Raw genomic sequence first — 20,145 nt, 5'->3', positions numbered from 1 at the left:
CCCGCCCGGGCCCCGTGCGCGGGGCCCGGGCGTCGGCGGGCCGGCCTACGGCCACGGCCCGGCCGCCAGCTGCTTACCGATGTACGCCAGCACGTTGCGCGCCTCGGCGGCGGTCTTGGTCTGCAGGATCAACCGGTTGACCTCCGCGTAGTAGGCCGGGCTGTGGGTGGTGGAGTGCACGGCCGCGCCGAGCGGATTGGCCGAGCTGACGAACCGGGGCAGGTAGACGCCGTTGGCCGCCTCGTTGATGCCCACCCCGAGGCTGGTCAGGTGCGCCCGGGCCGGCGCCGCCGCCTTGGCGCCGCTGGCCACGATGTGGTGCGCGGCGGTCTCCGCCGGGCGGACCACGTTCGCCGCGGTGAGGCTTCCCGCCAGGGCCTTCGCGTTCACCGAGCACGGGCCCGAGTTGTGCACGAGCACCGCGTCGGCCGCCCGGCCGTCGCCGGTCACCACGTAGTACGTGTGGATGCCCGCGACCGTCAGGTTGTGCACCCGGTCGACCCGGCTGTAGCGCGCGACTCCGTCCACCATGGCGGTGCGGCCGTCGGCCAGCCGGACGACGTCGCCGAGCGCGAGATCGGCGGCGTCGATCCAGGCCCGGGCCCCCACCACCCAGAACGGGTGCTTGTCGGTGGCGGTGATGACCTCGCCGTTGACCTCCACGTCGACCAGGTGCTTCACGCCCTGACCGATGATCAGGTGGGTGACCTCCCGGGGTCCGCGCTCACCGGTCTCCGGGTCCTCGGCGAGGACCAGGTCGCCGGTGCGGACGTCCTCGATCGGCTTGGTGCTGCCGTCGGCCAGCACCACCCGGGTGCCGGCGGCGAAGCTGTTGCCGACACAGGGGATCTTGGCGGCCGTCTCGACCACCTTCTCCGCGGTGCTGGGCACCGCCCGGGCCGCCACGTCGTCCGCGGCGGCCGCCGCCACCTTCGGCGCAGCGGTGGCCGCCCCCTTGATCGCCGAGGTGGCCATGCTCGCGCCGGCGCTGCCGACGATCGAGATGCCCGCGTCGATCAGCTCGGCGTTGGACTTGCTCACCCCGGCCGCCTGGAGACCGGAGCTGGTGAAGGAGCTGGTCTCCTCGCCGCTGAACAACTGCCGGGCGCCGCTGATGGCCACGTCGACGCCGTGCACCGCCACCGCGCCACCGGCGACCGCGCCCACTCCCGTCCAGCTCGTGGCGGCCCCGAGCGCCACACCCGCGGCGGCCTCGGCGACGCCGCCGACGAGTTTCACCCCGCCGAGCACCCTGTTCCAGGGGAACCGTCCGTCGGGATCGCCCAGGCGTATCGGGTTGTTGTAGGCGTACGTGTAGAGCGCCAGGTTCATCGACGCGTACACGCCGCCGTTCGGGGTGCCCTCCAGGTAGTTCTCCAGCACCGGGTCGGGCGTCTGCCAGACCTGGGTACGGGGGTCGTAGTAGCGGGCGCCGTAGTAGTAGAGGTTGGTCTCCTGGTCGTACTCCTTGCCGCTGAACTGGTGCGGCACCGGCTGCGACGAGTGCTCGGCGACCCAGGTCTCGCCGCCGGGGAAGTACTGCAGGTGCTCGCTCATGCCGCCCTGGTCGTCGGTGACGAACCCGGTCGACCCGAGGTGGTCGCTGTGCGAGTAGTACTGCCGGTCCTCGCGGCGGAAGTCCGGCTCGACCAGCTTGGTGGTCAGCTTGTCCTGGCCGATGTAGACGTGCTTGAACTGCTGGTTGCCCCGGGTGGAGTAGTTCTGGTTCGGGTAGATGTGGAACTGCGCCCCGTCCTTGACCACCCGGCTGCCCTGGTCGTCGTAGTAGTAGCGGGCGCTGTTCGGGGTGCCGCCGGCGTTGTCGCACGACGCCGGGGTCTGCGGCAGCGTCTTGCTCTGCACGTTCTCGTGGCTGCAGGCGAGGCGGTTCTCCTCGTCCCAAATCATCTGCCGGCGCGGCCGGGGCTGCTGCTCCCGGCTGATCTGGTTGCCGTTCTGGTCGTACTGGAAGGTGTAGATGCCGATGCTGGTCGGCGCGTGCGGCTTCGCGCTGCCGTAGGCGTAGCTGTAGTTGTAGCTGAGCTTGCCGTCGACGATGGTGTTGCCGTTGCTGACCAGCTCGTGGGTCTGCTTCTTGCTGGTGATGTTGTGCAGGCTGTCGTACGTCAGGTCGACCCGGTAGCGGTCGGTCTGCGGGGTACGCGGCTGGTAGCTGCCCTCCGCGTGGGTGAGCTGGTACAGGTCGTCGTAGGTGTAGCTCTGCGTGCTCGGACCGCCGACCTGCATGCCGACCTCGGGGCCGCTGGGGGCCACCGTGTCGTTGACGATCGACATGATGTTGCCGACGTTGTCGTAGCTGTAGTCCAGGTTGTGGAAGACGTAGCCGTTGGAGAGGTTCGCCTGGATCTTGCTCAGCCGCCGGTCCTCGGTGTTGTACGAGTAGCGGGTGCGGGTGCCGTTGCCGGTCTCCAGCAGGATCCGCTGCTCGAACTTGTCGTAGTCCAGCCGCTTGAGGTAGTCGTAGCTGAACTCGCCCTTGACGCCCCGGGCCGAGTCGACCTGGCCGCCGCTGTTGTAGTGGTAGGAGAGCTTCTCCCCGTCCGGCCAGGTCATCGAGAGCATCCGGTTGAACGAGTCGTACCGGTACTCGGTGGTGAAGGTCTGGATGTGGCTGCCCTGGGCCGGGGTGGTCCGGGTCTCCTTGATCAGCTCGCCGAGCGGGCCGTACCGGCGGCTGACCTTGCCGGCGCCGTCGACCAGGTCGGTGATCCGGTTGGCGGCGTTCTCCGGCGCGTCCGGCGCACCGTAGGTGTAGCTGACGTTGTTGGCCGGGAAGACCGGGTACCGGATCGCCTTGAGCCGGGTGTAGTCGTAGTCGTACTCGATCGCCTTGGACACCGCCGCCAGCTTGCTGGTCACCTTCCGGACCAGGTTGTTGGCCAGGTCGAAGGTGGAGGAGACGGTGCCCGAGTCCGGGCTGGTCAGCGAGGTCCGCCGGCCCAGGTTGTCGTACGTCGAGCGGGTGACGTTGCCCTTGTCGTCGATCGCGGCGACCAGCTCGCCGATCGGGTTGTAGCGGTAGCTGGTCCAGATGACCGGCTGGCCGCCGGCCGGGTTGAACTCCTTGACCGCCGTGGTGATCTGCCGGACGTCGGTGTAGGTGCGCTTGGACTTGCCGTTGGCGTCGGTGACCACCGTCTCGAACTGGGTCACCCCGTCCCGGTCCGGGCCGAAGCCGTACTCCATGGTGGTGGCGGTGCCGTCCGGGAAGGTGGTGCGGGTGGTCCGGTCCAGCACGTCGTAGCGCACCTCGGTCGGCGTGACCGGGTCGTACGCCGGGTTGAAGGCGAGATTGCCGGGGCCCTTCGGCTCGGTGACCGGGTACCAGCTCTTCACCGCCCGGCCGAGGAAGTCGTACGCGACCCGCCCGGAGACCACCATCACGTCCTGGGGAGCGCCGTCCGGGGTGGCCGGCACGGCGGCGTCCTTCTTGGTCTGGGTGGTGCGGTTCAGGCCGTCGACGAAGGTGATCGTGTCGATGGTGTCGTCGCGGACGCTGCCGTCGGCCTGCCGGTCCACGTGCCGGGTGACCGCGTACGGGTACGCCGCCTCCGGGTGGTACTCGAAGTCGATGGTGAACCGGTTCTCCGGGATCTCGTACGGCCCGGAGACCTGGTCGAGCCGCCCGACCGCGTCGTAGGTGTTGCGGATCTGCTGCTTGTTGAAGTCGGTGGTGGTCTCCACCAGGCCGAACTTCAGGTTGTGGGTGGCCGTCGACCGGTAGCCGAAGCTGTCGGTGATCGACTCGACGTGCGTGTTGACCACGTCGTCGTAGGTGTAGTCCAGCCGGTAGCGCTGGCCGGCCTTGTTGGCCGGGCCGGTCACCGCCTTGAGGTTGCCGTCGCCGAAGTACTCCAGGTCGGTGGTGGCCGTGGTGCCGTCGGCGAGGGCGGCCCGTACCTGTTTCAGGTCGCCGGTGGCGCAGTCGATCGTCGACTCGCGGTGCCGCATCAGCGTTCCGTCGCCCCGCACGTCGATCTGCTTCGGCATCCCGACCAGGTACGCCGCCTGGCACGCCGGGTCCTGCGCGGTGTAGACGATCCGCGCGTCGAGGTCGTCGCCGGCGCCCGCCTCGGCGGCGTCGAACTGCCGGGTCAGGTTGCCGACGTCGTCGTACTCCCGGGTGACGTGGGTGCTCTTGCCCGGGTTGGCGGCCCCCTCGTGATGCTTCACGTCGGTGCGGGTGTTCTGCGGGAACAGCGTCGCCGTGGTGCTCGCCAGGTCGGCCGGCGAGCCGGGCGACGAGACGTTGCGGGCGGTGTACGTCTGCACCGTCTCCTGGTACGGCTTGCCGGCGCTGTCGGCGGTCAGCTCCTTCTCCAGCAGCCCCTTGGTGTAGAAGCTGTCGGTGCGGAAGGTGCGGGTGACGCTGCGGCCCACCGCGTCGCCGTTGGCGTGGTCGCGGTGCTTCTCCACCACCGTGCCGTAGCCGCGGAACTCCCGCTCCCGCCGGTCGTAGACCCCGCCGTCGTAGTCGTAGGTGACCAGCTGCACGTCCTGGCCGTCGCCGGGCCGGCCGTCGTCCACCGAGACCCTCGACAGCACCCAGCGCGACTGCGGCTGGCCGTAGGTGTTGCCGTCGCGGCTGTAGTCGAACTCCATCCGGCCGCCCAACGGCCGGTCCACGGCGGCGAGCAGGTTGGTCCGGCCGGTCCGGTTCTCCGCCACCACGAGCTGGTTGTCCCGCGTGGAGGAGAGGTGGTCGGCGTACCCGTCGCCGTTGATGTCGCGCAGCGCCTGCTCGGTGCGGCTGGCGCCGGTGGCGATGTCCGCGCCCGGGTTGATCACGACACAGACCACGGTGAAGCAGATGCCGAAGGTGAAGTAGACGCCGCCGCCCAGCTTGGCGTTGCGGTCACCGTTGACGTCGGTGAGGCTGCCGTGGAACGGCACCGGCGGCTCGAACCCGTTGCCGGTGTTGAAGCCGACCCGGATCGGGCTCCCGGAGAGGACCTGGTCCAGCAGGCCGTCGCCGTTCATGTCGGCGAGGGTCCCGGCCGAGGAGGACCGGCCCTGGCTGAACGAGGCGCCACCGGCGAAGCCGTAGAAGTCGGTGTTGAAGCCGATGTTCAGCCCCGCGTTGGTGCCGCTGCCCTTGTTCAGGCCGGCCGGGTTGCGCCACTGCTCGGCGCCGGCGAAGGCGTACCCGAGGTTGAGCGCCACCTTGCCGTTCTCGTACACCCGGTCGGGCAGGCTGTCGCCGTTGACGTCGAGCAGGTCGAACGCGCCGTCGGAGCGGGTGCCGCCGAAGCTGCCGCCCACGCCCAGCGGCGGCATGTCGTTGCCGGACTGGGCGCTGGTGGCCGCCGAGGTGCCGGGCGGGCTGTCGTGGCCGCGGCCGGTGGAGATGGTCCGGGCCGCGCTGCCGGCGCTGGCGTTGCCGGAGACGTTGGTGCTGCGCCGCACCGCCCCGTCCGGCAGCGTCCCCCGGGTGTCGCCGAGCGCGCCGTCCGGATCGGTGTACTGCACCGCGCCGGCGCCGACGACGTCGGGGAACTGGTCGCCGTTGAGGTCGAGGAAGTCGACCTGCCCGGTGCTGTCACCGGTGGCGAGGCTGCCGCCGATCGACCCGATGACGCCGCCGACGCTGCCGGTCAGCGACACCTGCTGCGAGCGGGACAGCCGGGGCACCGCGGTCGCCCCGGCGAAGTCCTGCGGGCGGGGCAGGTTGATCGAGCCGCCGCCGAGCCGGGAGCTGCTGACGCTGCTCCGGGCGATCCAGGAGTGCTCGCCGGCGCCCCAGCGCCCGTCCTTCGGCGACGGGGTGAACGGGGTGACCTTCGGCGGGTCGACCCGGGGGTCGGCGGCGAAGTCGTCCTTCTGCGCCTGCGGGTCGACGCTGTCCGGCAGCTGGTCGCCGTAGTTCTCGTCGACCACCAGGTCGTCCTGGACGATCGGCTGGGTGGCCCGGTCCTTGTTGCCGTTGTAGCCGACCGCGCCCCAGCCCCGGTAGGGCTGCGGGAAGGCGCCCTCCTCGGCGGAGCTGTGGAAGGCGCTCGGTGCGCTCGACCCGGCCACGGTGACCGACCGGCCGGTGAGGAACGCGCGCAGCTTCGGGTCGGTGGTGCTGAAGTCGAACCACAGCTCGTCGCCGGTCTCGGCGCTGATGTCGAAGGCCCCCGGTGAGGTCAGCACCCCGTTGGTGACCTGGAAGAACCGTTTGGCGACCAGCTCGCCGCGCCGCTTGACGGTGAACGCCACCCGGGCGGTGGGGTGCTCGGCGCCGAAGGCGAAGCTCAGCGTCGGCTCCACGCTCAGGGTCCCGCCGCTGGTCACGGTGTACGCCGGCTGCGGCGCGGTCAGCCCGTCGACCGGGTACAGGTCGAGGGTGTACGGCGGGCGCACGTCGATGAAGGGCTTGCCGTCGGCGTCGGTGAGCCGGTCGACGCCCGGTGCGGCCGTGTAGTAGGCGCGCGGCGTCCAGGCCAGCTTGTCCACGTCGACCGGGGAGTCGACCCGGATCCGCCACTGCAGCGTCTGTCCCTGCTGCACGTCGACGTCCAGGTTCACCGGCACGCTGCCGGTGGTGCCCGCCGCGAGGGTCTGCTCCAGCACCGGCGTGCCGTTGCGGGTGATCAGCACGGTCACGTCGTCGGAGGTGGGGCCGGACTTCACCAGGTCGCCGGAGAGGTGCATGGTGCCGGTCAGCGGCACCTTCACCGTGGCGGCCCGGCCGCCCAGGGTGAAGTCGCGCGAGGCCTGGAAGCGGTACGACGGCAGGCCGTTGACGTCCAGCGGGTCGCCCACGCCGACGTAGCTGACCTTCGGGTCCCAGGTCACCTCGTCGAGTCCGCCGTCGGCGGCCGAGCCGACCCGGAAGTAGAGCCGGTCGCCGCGCGACACGGTGACCGCGTCCACGCCGGTCGGCGTCCGTGCGCCGTCGTCGTCGACCTCGATGCGCGCCGACCAGAGTTCGGCGCCCTCCTTCTGGATCGCGACCCGGACCCCGTCGGCGGTACGCGACTCGGCGCGCGCGGCGGCGGTGCCGGGGGCCAGCTGCACCGCGCCCTCGACCTTGACCGTGCCGTCGTACGGCGCCACCCACCGGCGGACGCTGTCCAACAGCGGGAACGAGTCGCTCATCCGGTCCCGGTCGGCGGTGAACGAGTCGAACAGCCCGGTCGCGTCGACCTCGCCCTGGCCGATCGGGACGGGCGTGTCGCCGCTGACCCCGTAGACCGGGACGCCGCCCGCGCCCACCCGGCCGAACAGCACGTTGGCGCCGTTGACCAGGTCCTGGATGCCGTCGCCGTTGACGTCGTTGAAGTACTGCTCGGTGGTGGCGAACGAGTTGACGTAGTCGAGCTGGGCGGCGGCCGCACCCAGGTAGCCCTCGACGCCCAGGGTGAGCGTGTTGCTGGACTCGCCCATGATCCCCGGCAGGTTCAGCGGCTGCGCCTGGGCGGCGAAGGTGGCCTCGCCGGTCGGGCCGGAGAGGTTCTTGCGGTACTTCACCGAGCCGCCGTCGCGGAAGACCTTGTCGGGCAGCGAGTCGCCGTCGACGTCCACCAGCGCCAGCAGGCCCTTGTCGCTGCCGTGGCTGAAGCCGAGCTTCACGCCGACCGAGCCGGACTTGCTCGGCGAACTGCCCACGCCGACGTAGAGGTGACCGCCGCCGCTGGTGTTGGTGTTGGCGTTCAGCGCGCTGGCGTTGCCGGCCTGCTCCGGGGTGAGGTTCAACGCCGCGCTGCTCAGCCCGTCGCCGGGCGAGGTCCAGGGCAGCGACCGGAACGCCTGGTACTGCCCGGAGGAGTCGCGGATGTCGTCGTGGTAGCTGAACTTGTGCCGGTTGAACTCGTGGCCGTCGGCGTCGTACTGGATCACCGCGTCGAGCAGCGTCTTGGCGAACGCGCCCCGCTTGTAGGTCAGCTCGTACCGGCGGATCAGGCTGTCGTCGAGGGTGACCTTCACCTCGCGGAGCAGGTCGGCGGTGACCCGCTTGAAGCCGCCCCGGGCGTCGATGGACGTGTCGGTGCGCAGCGCCTCGCCCCGCTCGCGGTCCCGGTCGAAGCTGACCGCGTACCGGCCCTCGTCGTTGCCGTGGCCGGTGTAGGTGATCTTCTCGACGTAGAGGTTGCGGCCCGGGACGCTGCCACCGGCCAGGCCGGTGTCGTCCACCTTGGCGTAGTGGTAGCGCATGACGTTGCCGCGCGGGTCGCGGACCTCGCGGACCGACCAGAGGAAGACGTTGCCCGCGTCGTCGGCCAGGCTGGCGTCGGCGGCCGGGCCGGCGGCACCGGCCACCGCGCCGTAGTGCCAGTGGATGCCGTTCTTGTCGGTGACCTCCCAGGTGTAGTTCTTCGGGTTCGTGCCGTGCCGCACGATCCGCGCGAAGCTGCCCTCGACCCGGGTGTGGAAGACCTTCTCGGCGCTGCGGGCCACCGGCGCGCCGCGGTGCGCCACGGGAGTGAGCTGCTCGCCGTTGAGCAGGTACGTCTCGGTTTCGGTGCCGGCGGCGTACCGGGGCACGCCCCACCGGGTCTCCACCGAGATGCTGGGCACCGAGAGGTCCCAGCCGACGCCGGTCCAGCCGTTGCCGGAGGAGGAGCTGTACGAGAGCCCGAGCTGCGGGGTCAGGCCCTGCCGGCCCGGCGGCACCTGGATCGGATACGCGAGGTGGTTCTCACCCTGGTTGTTGGCCGACGGCGGGGCGATCAGGTTGATCCCGGCGCCGGGGTCGGCGGCCTGGATGCCCTTGATCTGGTTGGGGTTGAACTGCACGCCCTCCGGGTGCTCCGGCACCGTCACGGTCGCGTTGATCATGTCGGTGAAGTGGTCGGTCAGCGAGGTGACGGTGTGGTTGACCTCGTCCACCGACACCCGCTCCAGGACCTGCCAGCAGGTCTGCACGTCGTCGAAGAAGTACGTGTAGATGTCCTGGGCGGTGAACTCCTCGGTCAGCAGCGCCGGGTCGTACGGCAGCGTGACCTGGATGGCGGCGGCGAACTGCTGCGGGTGCGGGGTGAAGCGGTACCCGCCGCCCTTCGTCTTGCCGGTCACGTTGGTCATCCCGCTGTCCAGCTTCGGGGTCAGCCCCGGCGGCAGGACGGTGACGCCGATCCCGGTCGGCAGCCGGACCGCCTTCGGCCCGATGGCCAGCTTCGCCCCGCCGTACGAGACGGTGGCGGTCGTGCCGGGCGCGACCACCTGCTGGTAGTCGGGCAGGGACGCCGCCACGTTGGTGACTGCCGCGGTGCTGGCGCTCTCGCCGCAGGCCGGGCCCGGCGTGGTCGCCGAATGGGCGCTGGTGCCCTCCGGTCTGGGGCGCGCGACCGAGGCGGACAGTCCTGAGGAGACGAGGGCGAGTACCGCGAGGACGGCCAGCAGCCTGGTCCATCGGCTCGTCAGAGCGTGGAGGCGGAACCCGGGGAGGGGAGGATGCCACATGGTCGAGACCCCTTACGGCGGCACACGTGGGACGAGGGCTCACGCAGTATCGACAGCTCTCACGACCGGGCGACATGGGCCGGGACAGCAAAAAATCTGTCGGATAGTGGATGTAACGTTTACTCAGCGTGAGGCGCTTCGGGCCTGCCGCGCCCGCCGGGCGACCGGGTGTCAGCTGCGCGCCGGCACCGTCGGCACCGGTTCCCGAGCACCCGGCCGCAGCGCCCCGACCAGCAGCGGAGCCACCGTCAGCACCAGGCAGGCCGCCGACATCACCCACAGCGCCGGGATCAGCCCGAGTGCCGCCGCCGTCCAGCCGCCCAGCAGCGCGCCGACCGGCAACCCCAGGAAGGCCAGCGAGCCGGCGATGCCGATCACCCGGGTCTGCAACGCCTCCGGCACCCGCTCGTAGAGCGCCGCGCCGAGCAGCGGGTTGACCGTCGCGATCGCCATTCCCGACAGGAACGTCACGGCGAGGACCACCGCCAGCTCGTCGCTGACCGCCAGCGCCAGCAGCCGGGGCGTACCGCTGGCCGCCGCGCCCACCGCGAACGTCAGCTGCCGCGGCAGCCGCGGCCCGGCGGCGGTGAAGAGCACGTTGCCCAGCAGCGCGCCGCCGGCGAAGACGCCCAGCACCAGGCCGAAGCCGGCCGGGTCGCCGAACACCTCGGCCACCCAGAGCGGGATGTAGACCGCCACGCTGGCGTTGGCGAACATGTTCAGCGCGGAGACCACCACCAGCATCGTCAGCAGCATCCGGTCGGTGCGCAGATAGCCGAAGCCGCCCCGCAGCGCCCGCAGGTAGCTCTCCCGGGGCGGCGGCTCGGCGGGTGCTGGCGGATGCACGAGGAGGCCGATCAGCAGCGCGCACACCGCGAAGGTCGCCGCGTCGATCCAGATCGCCCGGGTCACCCCGACCCAGGCGATCAGCAGCCCGCCGAGCACCGCGCCGAAGAGCGTCACCCCGCGCACCAGCCCGTCGTAGGCGGAGGTGAGCCGGATCAGCGGCACCCCGGCGCGCTGCGCGGCCGGACGGAACATGACGTGCTTGACCCGGTCGCCGATGCCGCGCAGCCCCCCGGCGACCGCGACCAGCGCGACGAGCGCCCCGAAGCCCAGCCAGGGCGCCAGCGCCACCACCGCCATCGCCACCGCGCTCGCCGCGTCGGCCACGATCGAGGTGCGGCGCAGCCCGAACCGGTCGGCCCAGGGCGTGGCCAGCGTGCTGGAGAGCATGTACGGCAACGTCTCCGCCGCCGCGACGAGGCCCATCTTCGTCGGGCTGCCGGTGGTCTCCAGCACCAGCCAGGGGATCGCCACCACCGAGATCCGGCTGCCCAGGTTGGAGATCAGATCGGCGGCGACCAGGATCGTCAGCTCGCGGCGCGGCGTCACGCCCGGCTGCCGATCCCCGCCTCGTCGGCGTGCGGTGCCGGTGGGTGCGCGGCGGCGTGCCGGGCCCGCAGGGCCAGCTTGTCCACCTTGGCCGAGCGGTTCAGCGGAAGTGCGTCGAGGAACTCCACCCCGCCGGGCGCCCAGGTCTCGCTCAGCTCGGCGGTCACCAGCCCGATCAGCTCCTCGGCCGACACGGTGGACTCCGGCGCGCGCACCACGTACGCCCAGGGCAGCTCACCGGCGACCGGGTCGGGCACCCCGATCACCGCGGCGGCGCGTACCCCCGGGTGGCCGGCGAGGACGTCCTCGATCGGCCGCGAGTAGATCGGCCAGCTGCGCTGCCGGGTGAGGATCCGGTCCTGGAGCCGGTCGACCAGGTAGAGGTAGCCCTCGTCGTCGAGGTGGCCGATGTCGCGGGTACGGACCCAGCCGTCGACCAGCGTCTCGGCGGTCAGCTCCGGCCGGCCGTGGTAGCCGGCGAAGCTGAGGTCGGTGCGGACCCACACCTCGCCGTCGGCGCCCACCGGCAGCACCCGCCCGTCGGCGTCGCGGATCTCGATCGCGACGTCCCCGTACGGCGTGCCGCAGGAGCGCAGCCGCTCCGGGTGGGCCGGGTCGTCGGTCAGGCCGGGCAGGGCGGTGATCACGACGGCCTCGCTGAGCCCGTACACGATGCGCAGGACCGGGCCGAAGCGGGTGATCGCCTGCCGCAGCCGGGCCGGCGCGGCGGGCCCGGCGCCCACGTTGAACATGAACATGGCGGAGAAGTCCGCGCCCTCGAGGGCCGGGTGGTCGAGCACCTCGTAGAGCATCGGCGGGGTGACGAAGGTCGAGTTGATCCGCTCCTGCTCGACGGTGCCGATGAACGCCACCGGGTCCCACTGCCGGCGCAGGAAGAGCACGCCGCCGGTGAAGAGGTTGAACAGCGTGGTGATCTGCCCGCTGGCCAGCCACATCGGCGAGTGCGACAGGTGCCGCAGCAGCGGGAACCCGGCCGCCCGGAAGTTGGCGGCCAGGGCGAGGATCTGCCGGTAGAAGCTCTCCCGGTGGTGCACCAGCTTGGGCGTGCCGGTGGTGCCGCTGGTCTGCAGGAACGACTCCGGCGCGGGCGCATCCTCGGGCAGGTCGACCGGGACGCCGGGGATGAGCTCCGCGCCGAGGCGCAGCACCGGCACCCCGGGCAGCGAGGCGGCGATCGCCGCGCCGAGGTCGTCGTCGGCCCGGGCGTCGTGCACGAAGACGTCGGGGCGGGCCAGCCGGACGAACTCGTCGACCTCCCGGCGCGAGGTGACCGGGGCGACCCACATGGTCCGGCAGCCCAGCAGGTGCAGGGCGAGCTGGAGCAGCGGCCCCTCGACCGCGTTGCCGAGCATCACCAGCACCGCCGCGCCGGGCCGTACGCCGTGCCCGGCGAGCGCGCCGGCCAGCCCGCGCACCTTGTCGGCGACCTGGGCGTAGCTGAGCCGCCGGCCGTCGCCGACCAGCGCCTCACGCTCACCGAAACCGGCGAACAAGTCCAACGCCTGGTGCACGTAGCTGGTCGGTCGATCGGTCATCGCACAGCCCCCAGTCGATGCGTGGCGGCCGGCGCGAGCTGCCCGGTGGGACGCGTCGCGGCGACCGGCAGTCAATGGCATCCGGGCAGGTCAGAGCCACGGACGCAACGGGGTGCGCGGCCCGGCGACCGCACCGCCGCCGGTACCGAGCCTAGGGGCGTGACGTCCCGGCAGGACAGAGCCGAACGGTGTCCGAGGGCTCCCGCCGGACATTTGATCGGGTCGATCGGGTTGATTGACGCCCGTCAGCGCCAGCGGCTAGGTTTCTGGACCATCGTCCGGGCGGTGCCGATCATGGACGCCGATTCCCGGGCTGCCAACGATGGAGGTTCCATGTCGACCCCGAAGAGATGGCACGTCATAGCTTCCGCGGCCACCCTGCTGGTCGTGGCCACCCCGGCGGTGGTGGCCAGCGCCGGCCCGTCCGACACCGACAGCGCCCGGCACCCGCGGGCCGAGTGGGCGGGCACCTGGGCCGCGGCGGTCACCCGCGGCAACACCGTCGGCCTGACCAACACCGGTCTCAACAACCAGAGCATCCGGATGATCGTGCACACCAGCGTCGGCGGTGACCGGCTGCGTGTCCGACTGACCAACCTCTACGGCGACCAGGCCGTCAAGGTCGGCCACGCCACCGTCGCCCGGCCGAACACCGCGACCGCGGACGACCGCTCCGACATCGACGCGGGCACCCTGCGCGAGCTGACCTTCGGCGGCGCCAACTCGGCCACCATCAACAAAGGCGCCGAACTGCTCAGCGACCCGCTCGACTTCACCGTGCAGGAGCAGGAGGACCTCGTCGTCACCCTGCACTTCCCGGTGCTCACCGGGCCGGTCACCTTCCACGGCCAGTCCAAGGTCACCAACTTCATCGGCGCCACCGACCTGACCACCGCCGCCGACGGCGCCGGCTTCACCATCCGGCCCAACTGCTGCTGGATGTTCCTCTCCGGCCTCGACGTGCAGCGCCGGCACAGCCCGGGCTCGATCGTGGTCCTCGGCGACTCGATCGGCGACGGCAACGGCAGCACGGTCAACGCCAACAAGCGCTGGCCCGACCTGCTCGCCGACCGGCTGGTCGACGCCCGGCCCGAGGTGCGGACCCCCGGCGTGCTCAACCTCAGCCTCGCCGGCAACCGGCTCAACCACGAGGGCCCGGAGCCGGGCGCCGGGGGCTTCCCCGGCTACAACGAGCTGGGCCCGAACGCGCTCGCCCGGCTCAACGAGGACGTCTTCCCGCAGACCGGGGTGCGGACCGTCGTCACCCACCTGGGCATCAACGACATCTGGATGTCGAACGACTCCGCCGAGCAGATCATCGCCGCGCTGCGGCAGGTCAACCAGCAGGTCAAGGCACGCGGACTGCGCAGCCTGGCGGCCACCCTGACCCCGTACGAGGGGCACGGCAACCCGGGGGTCTGGACGCCGGAGAAGGACGCCACCCGGCAGGCGGTCAACACCTGGCTGCGCGGCGCGGGCGCGAGTGAGTTCGACGGGGTGCTCGACTTCGACGCGGTGCTGCGCGACCCGGCGCAGCCGAGCCGGCTGCTGCCCGCGTACGACTCCGGTGACCACATCCACCCGAACGACGCCGGCAACCAGGCGATGGCGGACGCCGTACCGCTGCGACTGCTCGGCCTGTGACACCGGTGGGGGGGGGGGGGGGGGGGGGCCCCCCCCCCCCCCCACCGTCCATCCTGGGGAGGAGGCAGCATCGTGGACGTCGGCGAGATCCTGACCGGGCTCTACGGCGAGCAGGGCCGTCAGGACCCCTACCCGTGGTACGCGGCCCTGCACCGGCACGGTCCGATCAGCACCGTCCCGAGTCGCACCGAGCACCGCACGATCACCACCGTCGCCGCCGGGTACGACCTGGTCAGCCAGGTGCTGCGCGACCCGCAGTGGTACAAGCAGGCCCCGCCCGGCTGGCAGGAGCAGGAGATCCTGCGCACCCTCCAGTCCTCGATGATGTTCGTCAACCCGCCGGACCACACCCGGATGCGCGCGGTCTTCGCGAAGACCTTCACCCCGCGCCGGCTCGGCGCCCTCGAACCGGTGGTCGTCCGGGTGGTCGACACGCTGCTGGACCGGATGGCCGAGGCGGGCGCCGACGGCACCGAGACGGACTTCGTGGCCGACTTCGCGTACCCCGCGCCGGCGCTGGTGATGGCCGAGTTCATCGGCCTGCCCGCAGCCGACCTGTCCTGGTACCGGCAGCGGGTGGACCGGATCGACGATTTCCTGGACGTGGCCGGAAAGACCCCGCAGCGCCTCGCCCTGGCCAACCAGGCCGCCGAGGAGCTGCGCGGCTACTACCGGGAGCTGATCGCGCACCGCCGCGCCCGGCCCGGCGACGACCTGATCAGCGGGCTGGTCGAGGCGGTGGACTCCGGTGACGCCGCGCTGAGCGAGGAGGAGCTGATCGGCAACCTGATCGTGCTCTTCAACGCCAGCTTCGTCACCACCGTCTACCTGTTCAGCAACGGCCTGCCGCTGCTGCTGGCACACCCGGACGTCGTCGCGGCGCTGCCCGGTGACGACGCGCTCGCCCGGGGCTGCGTGGACGAGGTGCTGCGGATGGAGTGCCCGGTGCACTTCCTGGCCCGGGCCGCGCCCCACGACACCGAGCTCGGCGGGGTGCCCGTCGCGCGGGACGAGAACGTCCTGCTGATGATCGCGGCGGCCAACCGCGACCCGGCCCGCTTCCCGGACCCGGACCGGTTCGACCCGCGCCGCGACGGGCCGCCCTCGCTCGCGTTCGGCCTCGGCCCGCACTTCTGCCTGGGCGCCGCGGTGTCCCGGCTGGAGGGCCGCATCGCCCTGCCCCGGCTGCTGGCCCGCTTCCCACGACTGACGATCACCCGGACCCCGAGCTACAGCGGGAGCCTCTTCCTGCGCGGCATCGACAAGCTCTTCGTCTCGACCGGCGGATAGGAGACGACATGCCCCTCGACCCCCAGGTGGTGGCGTACCGGGCCGCGCGGGCCGCGGCCGGCACGCCGCCGCTGTACACCCAGACCCTCGCCGAGGCCCGCGCCGCCGACCTGGCCGCGATCCGCGCCGGCGGCGGCGACGTCGAGCCGGTCCACGAGGTACGCGACACCCACGTGCCCGGCCCCGGCGGCGACCTTCCGGTACGCGTGTACCGGCCGGCCGGTGACGGCCCGCTGCCCACCCTGCTCTACTTCTTCGGCGGCGGCTGGACGCTCGGCAGCATCGACACCGCCGACGGCATCTGCCGACGGCTGGCAAACGCCTCCGGCGGACAGGTGGTCACCGTGGGCTACCGGCTCGCCCCCGAGCACCCTTTCCCGGCCGCCGTGCACGACTGCCACGCCGCCGCCGCGTGGATCGCCGCGCACCCCGAGGAGTTCGGGGCGGACCCGCAGCGCCTCGTCGTCGGCGGCGACAGCGCCGGCGGCAACCTGGCCGCGGCGGTGACCCTGCTGGCCCGCGCCGCCGGCCCCCGGCTCGCCGGGCAACTGCTGGTCTACCCGAACACCGACCAGCGGGCCGGCCGCGCGCCGGCCGGCGACGAGGACCCGCTGCTGTTCAACCGGCACTCCGTCGACTGGTACCGGCGGCACTACCTGCCCGACCCGGCGGACGCGGCGGACCCGCTCGCCTCGCCGCTGCTCGCCGACGACCTCTCCGGCCTGCCGCCGGCCCTGGTCGTCACCGCCGAGTACGACCCGCTGCGCGAGGAGGGGGAGCGGTACGCCGAGCGGCTGCGCGCCGCAGGGGTGCCGGTCACGCTCAGCCGGTATCCGGGGATGATTCACGGCTTCTTCGCGATGCCCGGCGTCTTCGACGCGGGTCGCCGGGCGCAGGACGAGGCCGCCGCGTTCCTGCGGGACCGCTTCCACCGGGAAGTCGACGGTGCGCGGCCGGACGGCGGGCGTGCCGCCGACGCCTCCGCACCCGACGGCTCGTCACCGGACGGCGGGCGTGCCAGCGATGGTTCCGTGCCCGGCGGGCGGGCCGACAGCGAGCGGGCCGCCGACGCCTCCGCAGGCGGAGAGGCCGGCCGTGGCCTGGCCGCCGGCCTCGCGACGGGGCCGGCCGGTGGCTGAACCGGTGCGCGCCGACCTGCCGACGACCGAACCCGCCACCGGCCCGGTCGACGATCGGCCGCCGGTCAGCCTGGCGGACTTCGCCGAGCTGGCCCGGGCCGCCGTGCCGCCGGGTGTCTGGGACTACGTCGACGGCGGCAGCGGCGCCGAGACCACCCTCGCCGCCAACCGGGCCGCCCTCGACCGGGTCGCCGTGCTGCCCCGGATGCTCACCGGGGTGGACGAGCCCCGGACGGCGGCGCCGCTGCTGGGCCGGCCGCAGGCGATGCCGGTGGCGGTGGCGCCGATGGCGTACCAGCGGCTGCTGCACCCCGACGGCGAGGTGGCGCTGGCAGCGGCCGCGGGCGCGGCCGGGGTGCCCTACACGCTCAGCACGTTGAGCAGCAGCACGATCGAGGAGGTCACCGCCGCCGCCGGCGACGGGCCGGTCTGGTTCCAGCTCTACTGGCTGCGCGACCGGGGGCTGGTCGCCGAGCTGCTGGACCGGGCGCACGCCGCGGGCTGCGCCGCGCTGATGGTGACCGTCGACGTGCCGGTGCTCGGCCGGCGGCGGCGCGACCTGCGCAACGGCTTCGCGCTGCCGCCGCACGTCACCGCCGCCAACCTGCCCGGCGGCCGGGACGACCTCGCGCACACCGGCACGCCCGGGGTGTCGGCCATCGCCGCGCACACCGGCGCGGTCTTCGCGCCCGCGCTCACCTGGGGCGACCTCGACTGGCTGCGGAACCGTACCCCGGTGCCCCTGCTGGTCAAGGGCGTCCTCGACCCGCGCGACGCGGTGCGGGCGGTGCAGGTCGGCGCGGACGCGGTGGTGGTCTCCAACCACGGCGGCCGGCAGCTCGACGGCGCTCCCGCCACCGCCACCGTGCTGCCCGAGGTGGTCGCCGCCGTCGACGGCCGCGCCGAGGTGCTGCTCGACAGCGGCGTGCGCAGCGGCCCGGACGTGCTGCGGGCGCTCGCCCTCGGCGCCACCGGCGTGCTGGTGGGCCGGCCGATGCTCTGGGCCCTGGCGGCGGGCGGCCGGGCCGGCGCGGAGGCGGCCCTGGCGCTGCTTGCCGCCGAGCTGCGCGACGCCCTCACGCTCAGCGGCTGTTCCGACCCCGGGCAGGCCCGGCGGTTGCGCACCATGACGGGAGGCTGAACGGTGGGCGAACCGGTGGACCTGGACCTCGCCGACCTGCACCCGGCGGTCGACGACCCGGCCCTGAACTCGATGAACTTCCTCAACGAGGTCGCCCAGCAGTGGCCGGAGGCGGTCTCGCTCGCCGCCGGGCGGCCCTACGAGGAGTTCTTCGACGACGACGCGCCGCCCCGGTGGCTGGCGCGGTTCCGCCGGCACCTCACCGAGGACCTGGGCCAGCATCCGGAGCAGGTCCGGCGCACGCTGTTCCAGTACGGCCGCACCAAAGGGATCGTCCACCACCTCGTCGCCCGCAACCTCGCCGTCGACGAGGGCGTCCACGTCGACCTGGAGTCCGTGGTGGTGACCGCCGGCTGCCAGGAGGCGATGTTCCTGGTGCTGCGCGCGCTGCGCGCCGGGCCCCGGGACGTGCTGCTGGCGGTGGCCCCGACGTACGTCGGGCTGACCGGCGCGGCCCGCCTGCTCGACCTGCCGGTGCACCCGGTCGCCGGCGGCCCGGCCGGGGTCGACCTGGCCGACCTGCGCGCCCGGGCCCGCGCGGCCCGCGCCCAGGGGCTGCGACCCCGGGCCTGCTACGTGATGCCCGACTTCGCCAACCCCTCCGGGGCTGGCATGACCCTCGACGACCGGCGCCGGCTGCTGGACCTGGCGGCCGAGGAGGAGCTGCTGCTGATCGAGGACAACCCGTACGGCCTCTTCCCGGCGGGCGACCAGGGCCGGCTGCCCACCCTCAAGGCGCTGGACTCCGGGCGCCGGGTGGTCTACCTCGGCTCGTTCGCCAAGACCGTGCTGCCCGGCGCGCGGGTCGGCTACGTGGTCGCCGACCAGCGGGTCGCCGGCCGGGACGGCACCGTCGGCCTCCTCGCCGACCAGCTCGCCAAGATCAAGAGCATGGTCACCGTGAACACCTCGCCGCTGGCCCAGGCGATCGTCGGCGGGGCGCTGCTGGAACACGACTGCTCGCTGGTCACCGCCACCGTCCGCCAGCGCGCGGCGTACGGCCGCAACCTGCGCCACCTGCTCGCCGGCCTGTCCCGGCGGTTCCCCGCCCCCTCGCCGGTGCGCTGGAACGCGCCCGCCGGCGGGTTCTTCGTGGTGGTGACCGTGCCGTTCCCGGTCGACGACGCGCTGCTGCGCCGCTCGGCCGAGCGGTACGGCGTGCTGTGGACCCCGATGGCGCACTTCTACGACGACGGGGCACCCGTCAACTCGCTGCGCCTGTCGGTCAGCGCGGTCACCCCGGACCAGATCGACGTCGGCCTGGACCGGCTCGCCGCGCTGGTCGCCGACGAACTCGACCGCGCGCCGCTGCCCACCGGGTGACGCCGCACCGTCGCCGATCCGCCACCCCCCGTGGCTTCTGACTCCTGATCGAATGGCCATAATGGACGCCATGGTCGCTTGGGAGTACGCCCTGCTGGTCCGCCGCTACCAGGGGCAGGGACGCAATTTCCACGTCTCGTTCGTCTGGTACGGCCCGGACGGGACGCGCAGAGACATCACGGCGTACGGCGACACGGCGATCGCGCACCTCAACCGGGCCGGCCGGGAGGGCTGGGAGCTGGTCTCCGCCGCCGAGGACGTGAACAACGTGCAGGGCAGCACCGAGGTGCACCGCTACCACCTCAAGCGGCCGGTCGACTGAGCCGGCACCGGTCGTTCACCTCCCGTTGTTGCTAGCGTGACCTCCCGGCCCGGGAGGCTGCGGGCGCGGCGACGGGAGGGAAGCGGTGGCACAGCGGTACGCCGTCGGCGTCGACTTCGGCACGCTCTCCGGGCGCGCGGTGGTGGTCGCCGTGCACGACGGCGCCGAACTGGGCAGCGCGGTGCACGCGTACCGGCACGGGGTCCTCACCGAGCGGCTGCCCGCCGGCGTCCCGCTGCCGCCGGACTGGGCGCTGCAGGACCCCGAGGACCACCTCGACGTGCTGCGGGTCGCGGTGCCCGCCGCGCTCGCCGCCGCCGGGGTCGACCCGCGGGACGTGGTCGGCATCGGGGTGGACGCCACCTCCTGCACGGTGCTGCCGACGCTCGCCGACGGCACCCCGCTCTGCGCGCTGCCCGGGTGGCGGGACCGGCCGCACGCCTGGCCGAAGCTGTGGAAGCACCATGCCGCCCAGCCCCAGGCCGACCGGATCAACGCCCTCGCCCGGGAGCGCGGCGAGGCCTGGCTGGCCCGCTACGGCGGGCGGGTCTCCGCGGAGTGGCAGCTGGCCAAGGCCCTCGAACTGCTGGAGGAGGACCCGGAGGTCTTCGGCCGGGCGGAGCGCTGGATCGAGGCGGCCGACTGGATCGTGTGGCGGCTCTGCGGGCACCAGACCCGCAACGTCTCCGCCGCCGGCTTCAAGGGGCTGCGCCAGGACGGCCGCGACCCGGCACCCGATTTCCTCGGCGCGCTCCATCCGGCCCTGCCCGGCCTGCTGCCGAAGGTCGACGGGCCGATCGTCCCGCTGGGCGCCCGGGCCGGCGCCCTGACCGCCGAGGCGGCCGGCTGGACCGGTCTGCCGGCGGGTACCCCGGTGGCGGTCGGCGCCATCGACGCGCACGTCACCGCCGCGGCGGCGGGCGCGGT

Annotated in this window: 9 protein-coding genes and 1 pseudogene; 7 read left to right on the top strand and 3 right to left on the bottom strand. The window is 72.9% G+C overall.

Annotated features, from left to right (window positions below; all coding sequences use genetic code 11):
- Window positions 1-45: 45 nt before the first annotated feature.
- The 3 genes from ACSNN7_RS09910 to ACSNN7_RS09900 form a co-directional block, all read right to left on the bottom strand.
- A complete protein-coding gene (locus ACSNN7_RS09910) occupies window positions 46-9,198 on the bottom strand; it encodes a SpvB/TcaC N-terminal domain-containing protein (protein ID WP_436680379.1) in 9,153 nt (3,050 codons plus the stop codon).
- A gap of 381 nt (window positions 9,199-9,579) precedes the next feature.
- Window positions 9,580-10,803, bottom strand: coding sequence for an MFS transporter (locus tag ACSNN7_RS09905; protein ID WP_436680378.1), 1,224 nt, complete (start codon window positions 10,801-10,803; stop codon window positions 9,580-9,582).
- Window positions 10,800-12,359, bottom strand: coding sequence for a class I adenylate-forming enzyme family protein (locus tag ACSNN7_RS09900; protein ID WP_436680377.1), 1,560 nt, complete (start codon window positions 12,357-12,359; stop codon window positions 10,800-10,802). Before ACSNN7_RS09900 ends, ACSNN7_RS09905 begins: the two co-directional genes overlap by 4 nt.
- A 360-nt stretch (window positions 12,360-12,719) precedes the next feature.
- On the opposite strand from ACSNN7_RS09900, the gene ACSNN7_RS09895 reads away from it, so the two are divergent.
- The 7 genes and pseudogenes from ACSNN7_RS09895 to ACSNN7_RS09865 form a co-directional block, all read left to right on the top strand.
- Window positions 12,720-14,003 carry an SGNH/GDSL hydrolase family protein gene (locus ACSNN7_RS09895; RefSeq protein ID WP_436680430.1) on the top strand — a complete coding sequence of 428 codons (1,284 nt, stop codon included), beginning with the start codon at window positions 12,720-12,722 and terminating at the stop codon, window positions 14,001-14,003.
- Between the two features lie 69 nt (window positions 14,004-14,072).
- On the top strand, window positions 14,073-15,293 hold the full coding sequence (locus tag ACSNN7_RS09890; protein ID WP_436680429.1) for a cytochrome P450: 1,221 nt from the start codon (window positions 14,073-14,075) through the stop codon (window positions 15,291-15,293).
- Between the two features lie 8 nt (window positions 15,294-15,301).
- Window positions 15,302-16,228, top strand: a pseudogene (locus ACSNN7_RS09885) (alpha/beta hydrolase); the annotation flags it as partial.
- A gap of 220 nt (window positions 16,229-16,448) precedes the next feature.
- Window positions 16,449-17,573, top strand: a complete 1,125-nt coding sequence (locus ACSNN7_RS09880; RefSeq protein WP_436680428.1) for an alpha-hydroxy acid oxidase — start codon at window positions 16,449-16,451, stop codon at window positions 17,571-17,573.
- Window positions 17,574-17,576: 3 nt separating this feature from the next.
- Entirely contained in the window at window positions 17,577-18,896 is a 1,320-nt protein-coding gene (locus ACSNN7_RS09875) for a PLP-dependent aminotransferase family protein (RefSeq protein WP_436680376.1), read from the top strand.
- A gap of 61 nt (window positions 18,897-18,957) precedes the next feature.
- Window positions 18,958-19,218 carry a hypothetical protein gene (locus ACSNN7_RS09870; RefSeq protein ID WP_436680375.1) on the top strand — a complete coding sequence of 87 codons (261 nt, stop codon included), beginning with the start codon at window positions 18,958-18,960 and terminating at the stop codon, window positions 19,216-19,218.
- An 85-nt stretch (window positions 19,219-19,303) separates the two neighbouring features.
- A partial coding sequence (locus ACSNN7_RS09865) for an FGGY family carbohydrate kinase (protein WP_436680374.1) occupies window positions 19,304-20,145 on the top strand: 842 nt, incomplete at its 3' end.

It is taken from the genome of Micromonospora sp. URMC 105 (assembly GCF_051386295.1).
Lineage (GTDB): Bacteria > Actinomycetota > Actinomycetes > Mycobacteriales > Micromonosporaceae > Micromonospora.
This window is presented reverse-complemented; position numbering and strand designations above follow the sequence as displayed.

What these genes read in the sequence shown, in the direction of transcription:
- ACSNN7_RS09900 (WP_436680377.1), bottom strand. Translation starts at nt 12,359, where the DNA reads ATGACCGATCGACCGACCAGCTACGTGCACCAGGCGTTGGACTTGTTC.
- ACSNN7_RS09870 (WP_436680375.1), top strand. Translation starts at nt 18,958, where the DNA reads ATGGACGCCATGGTCGCTTGGGAGTACGCCCTGCTGGTCCGCCGCTAC.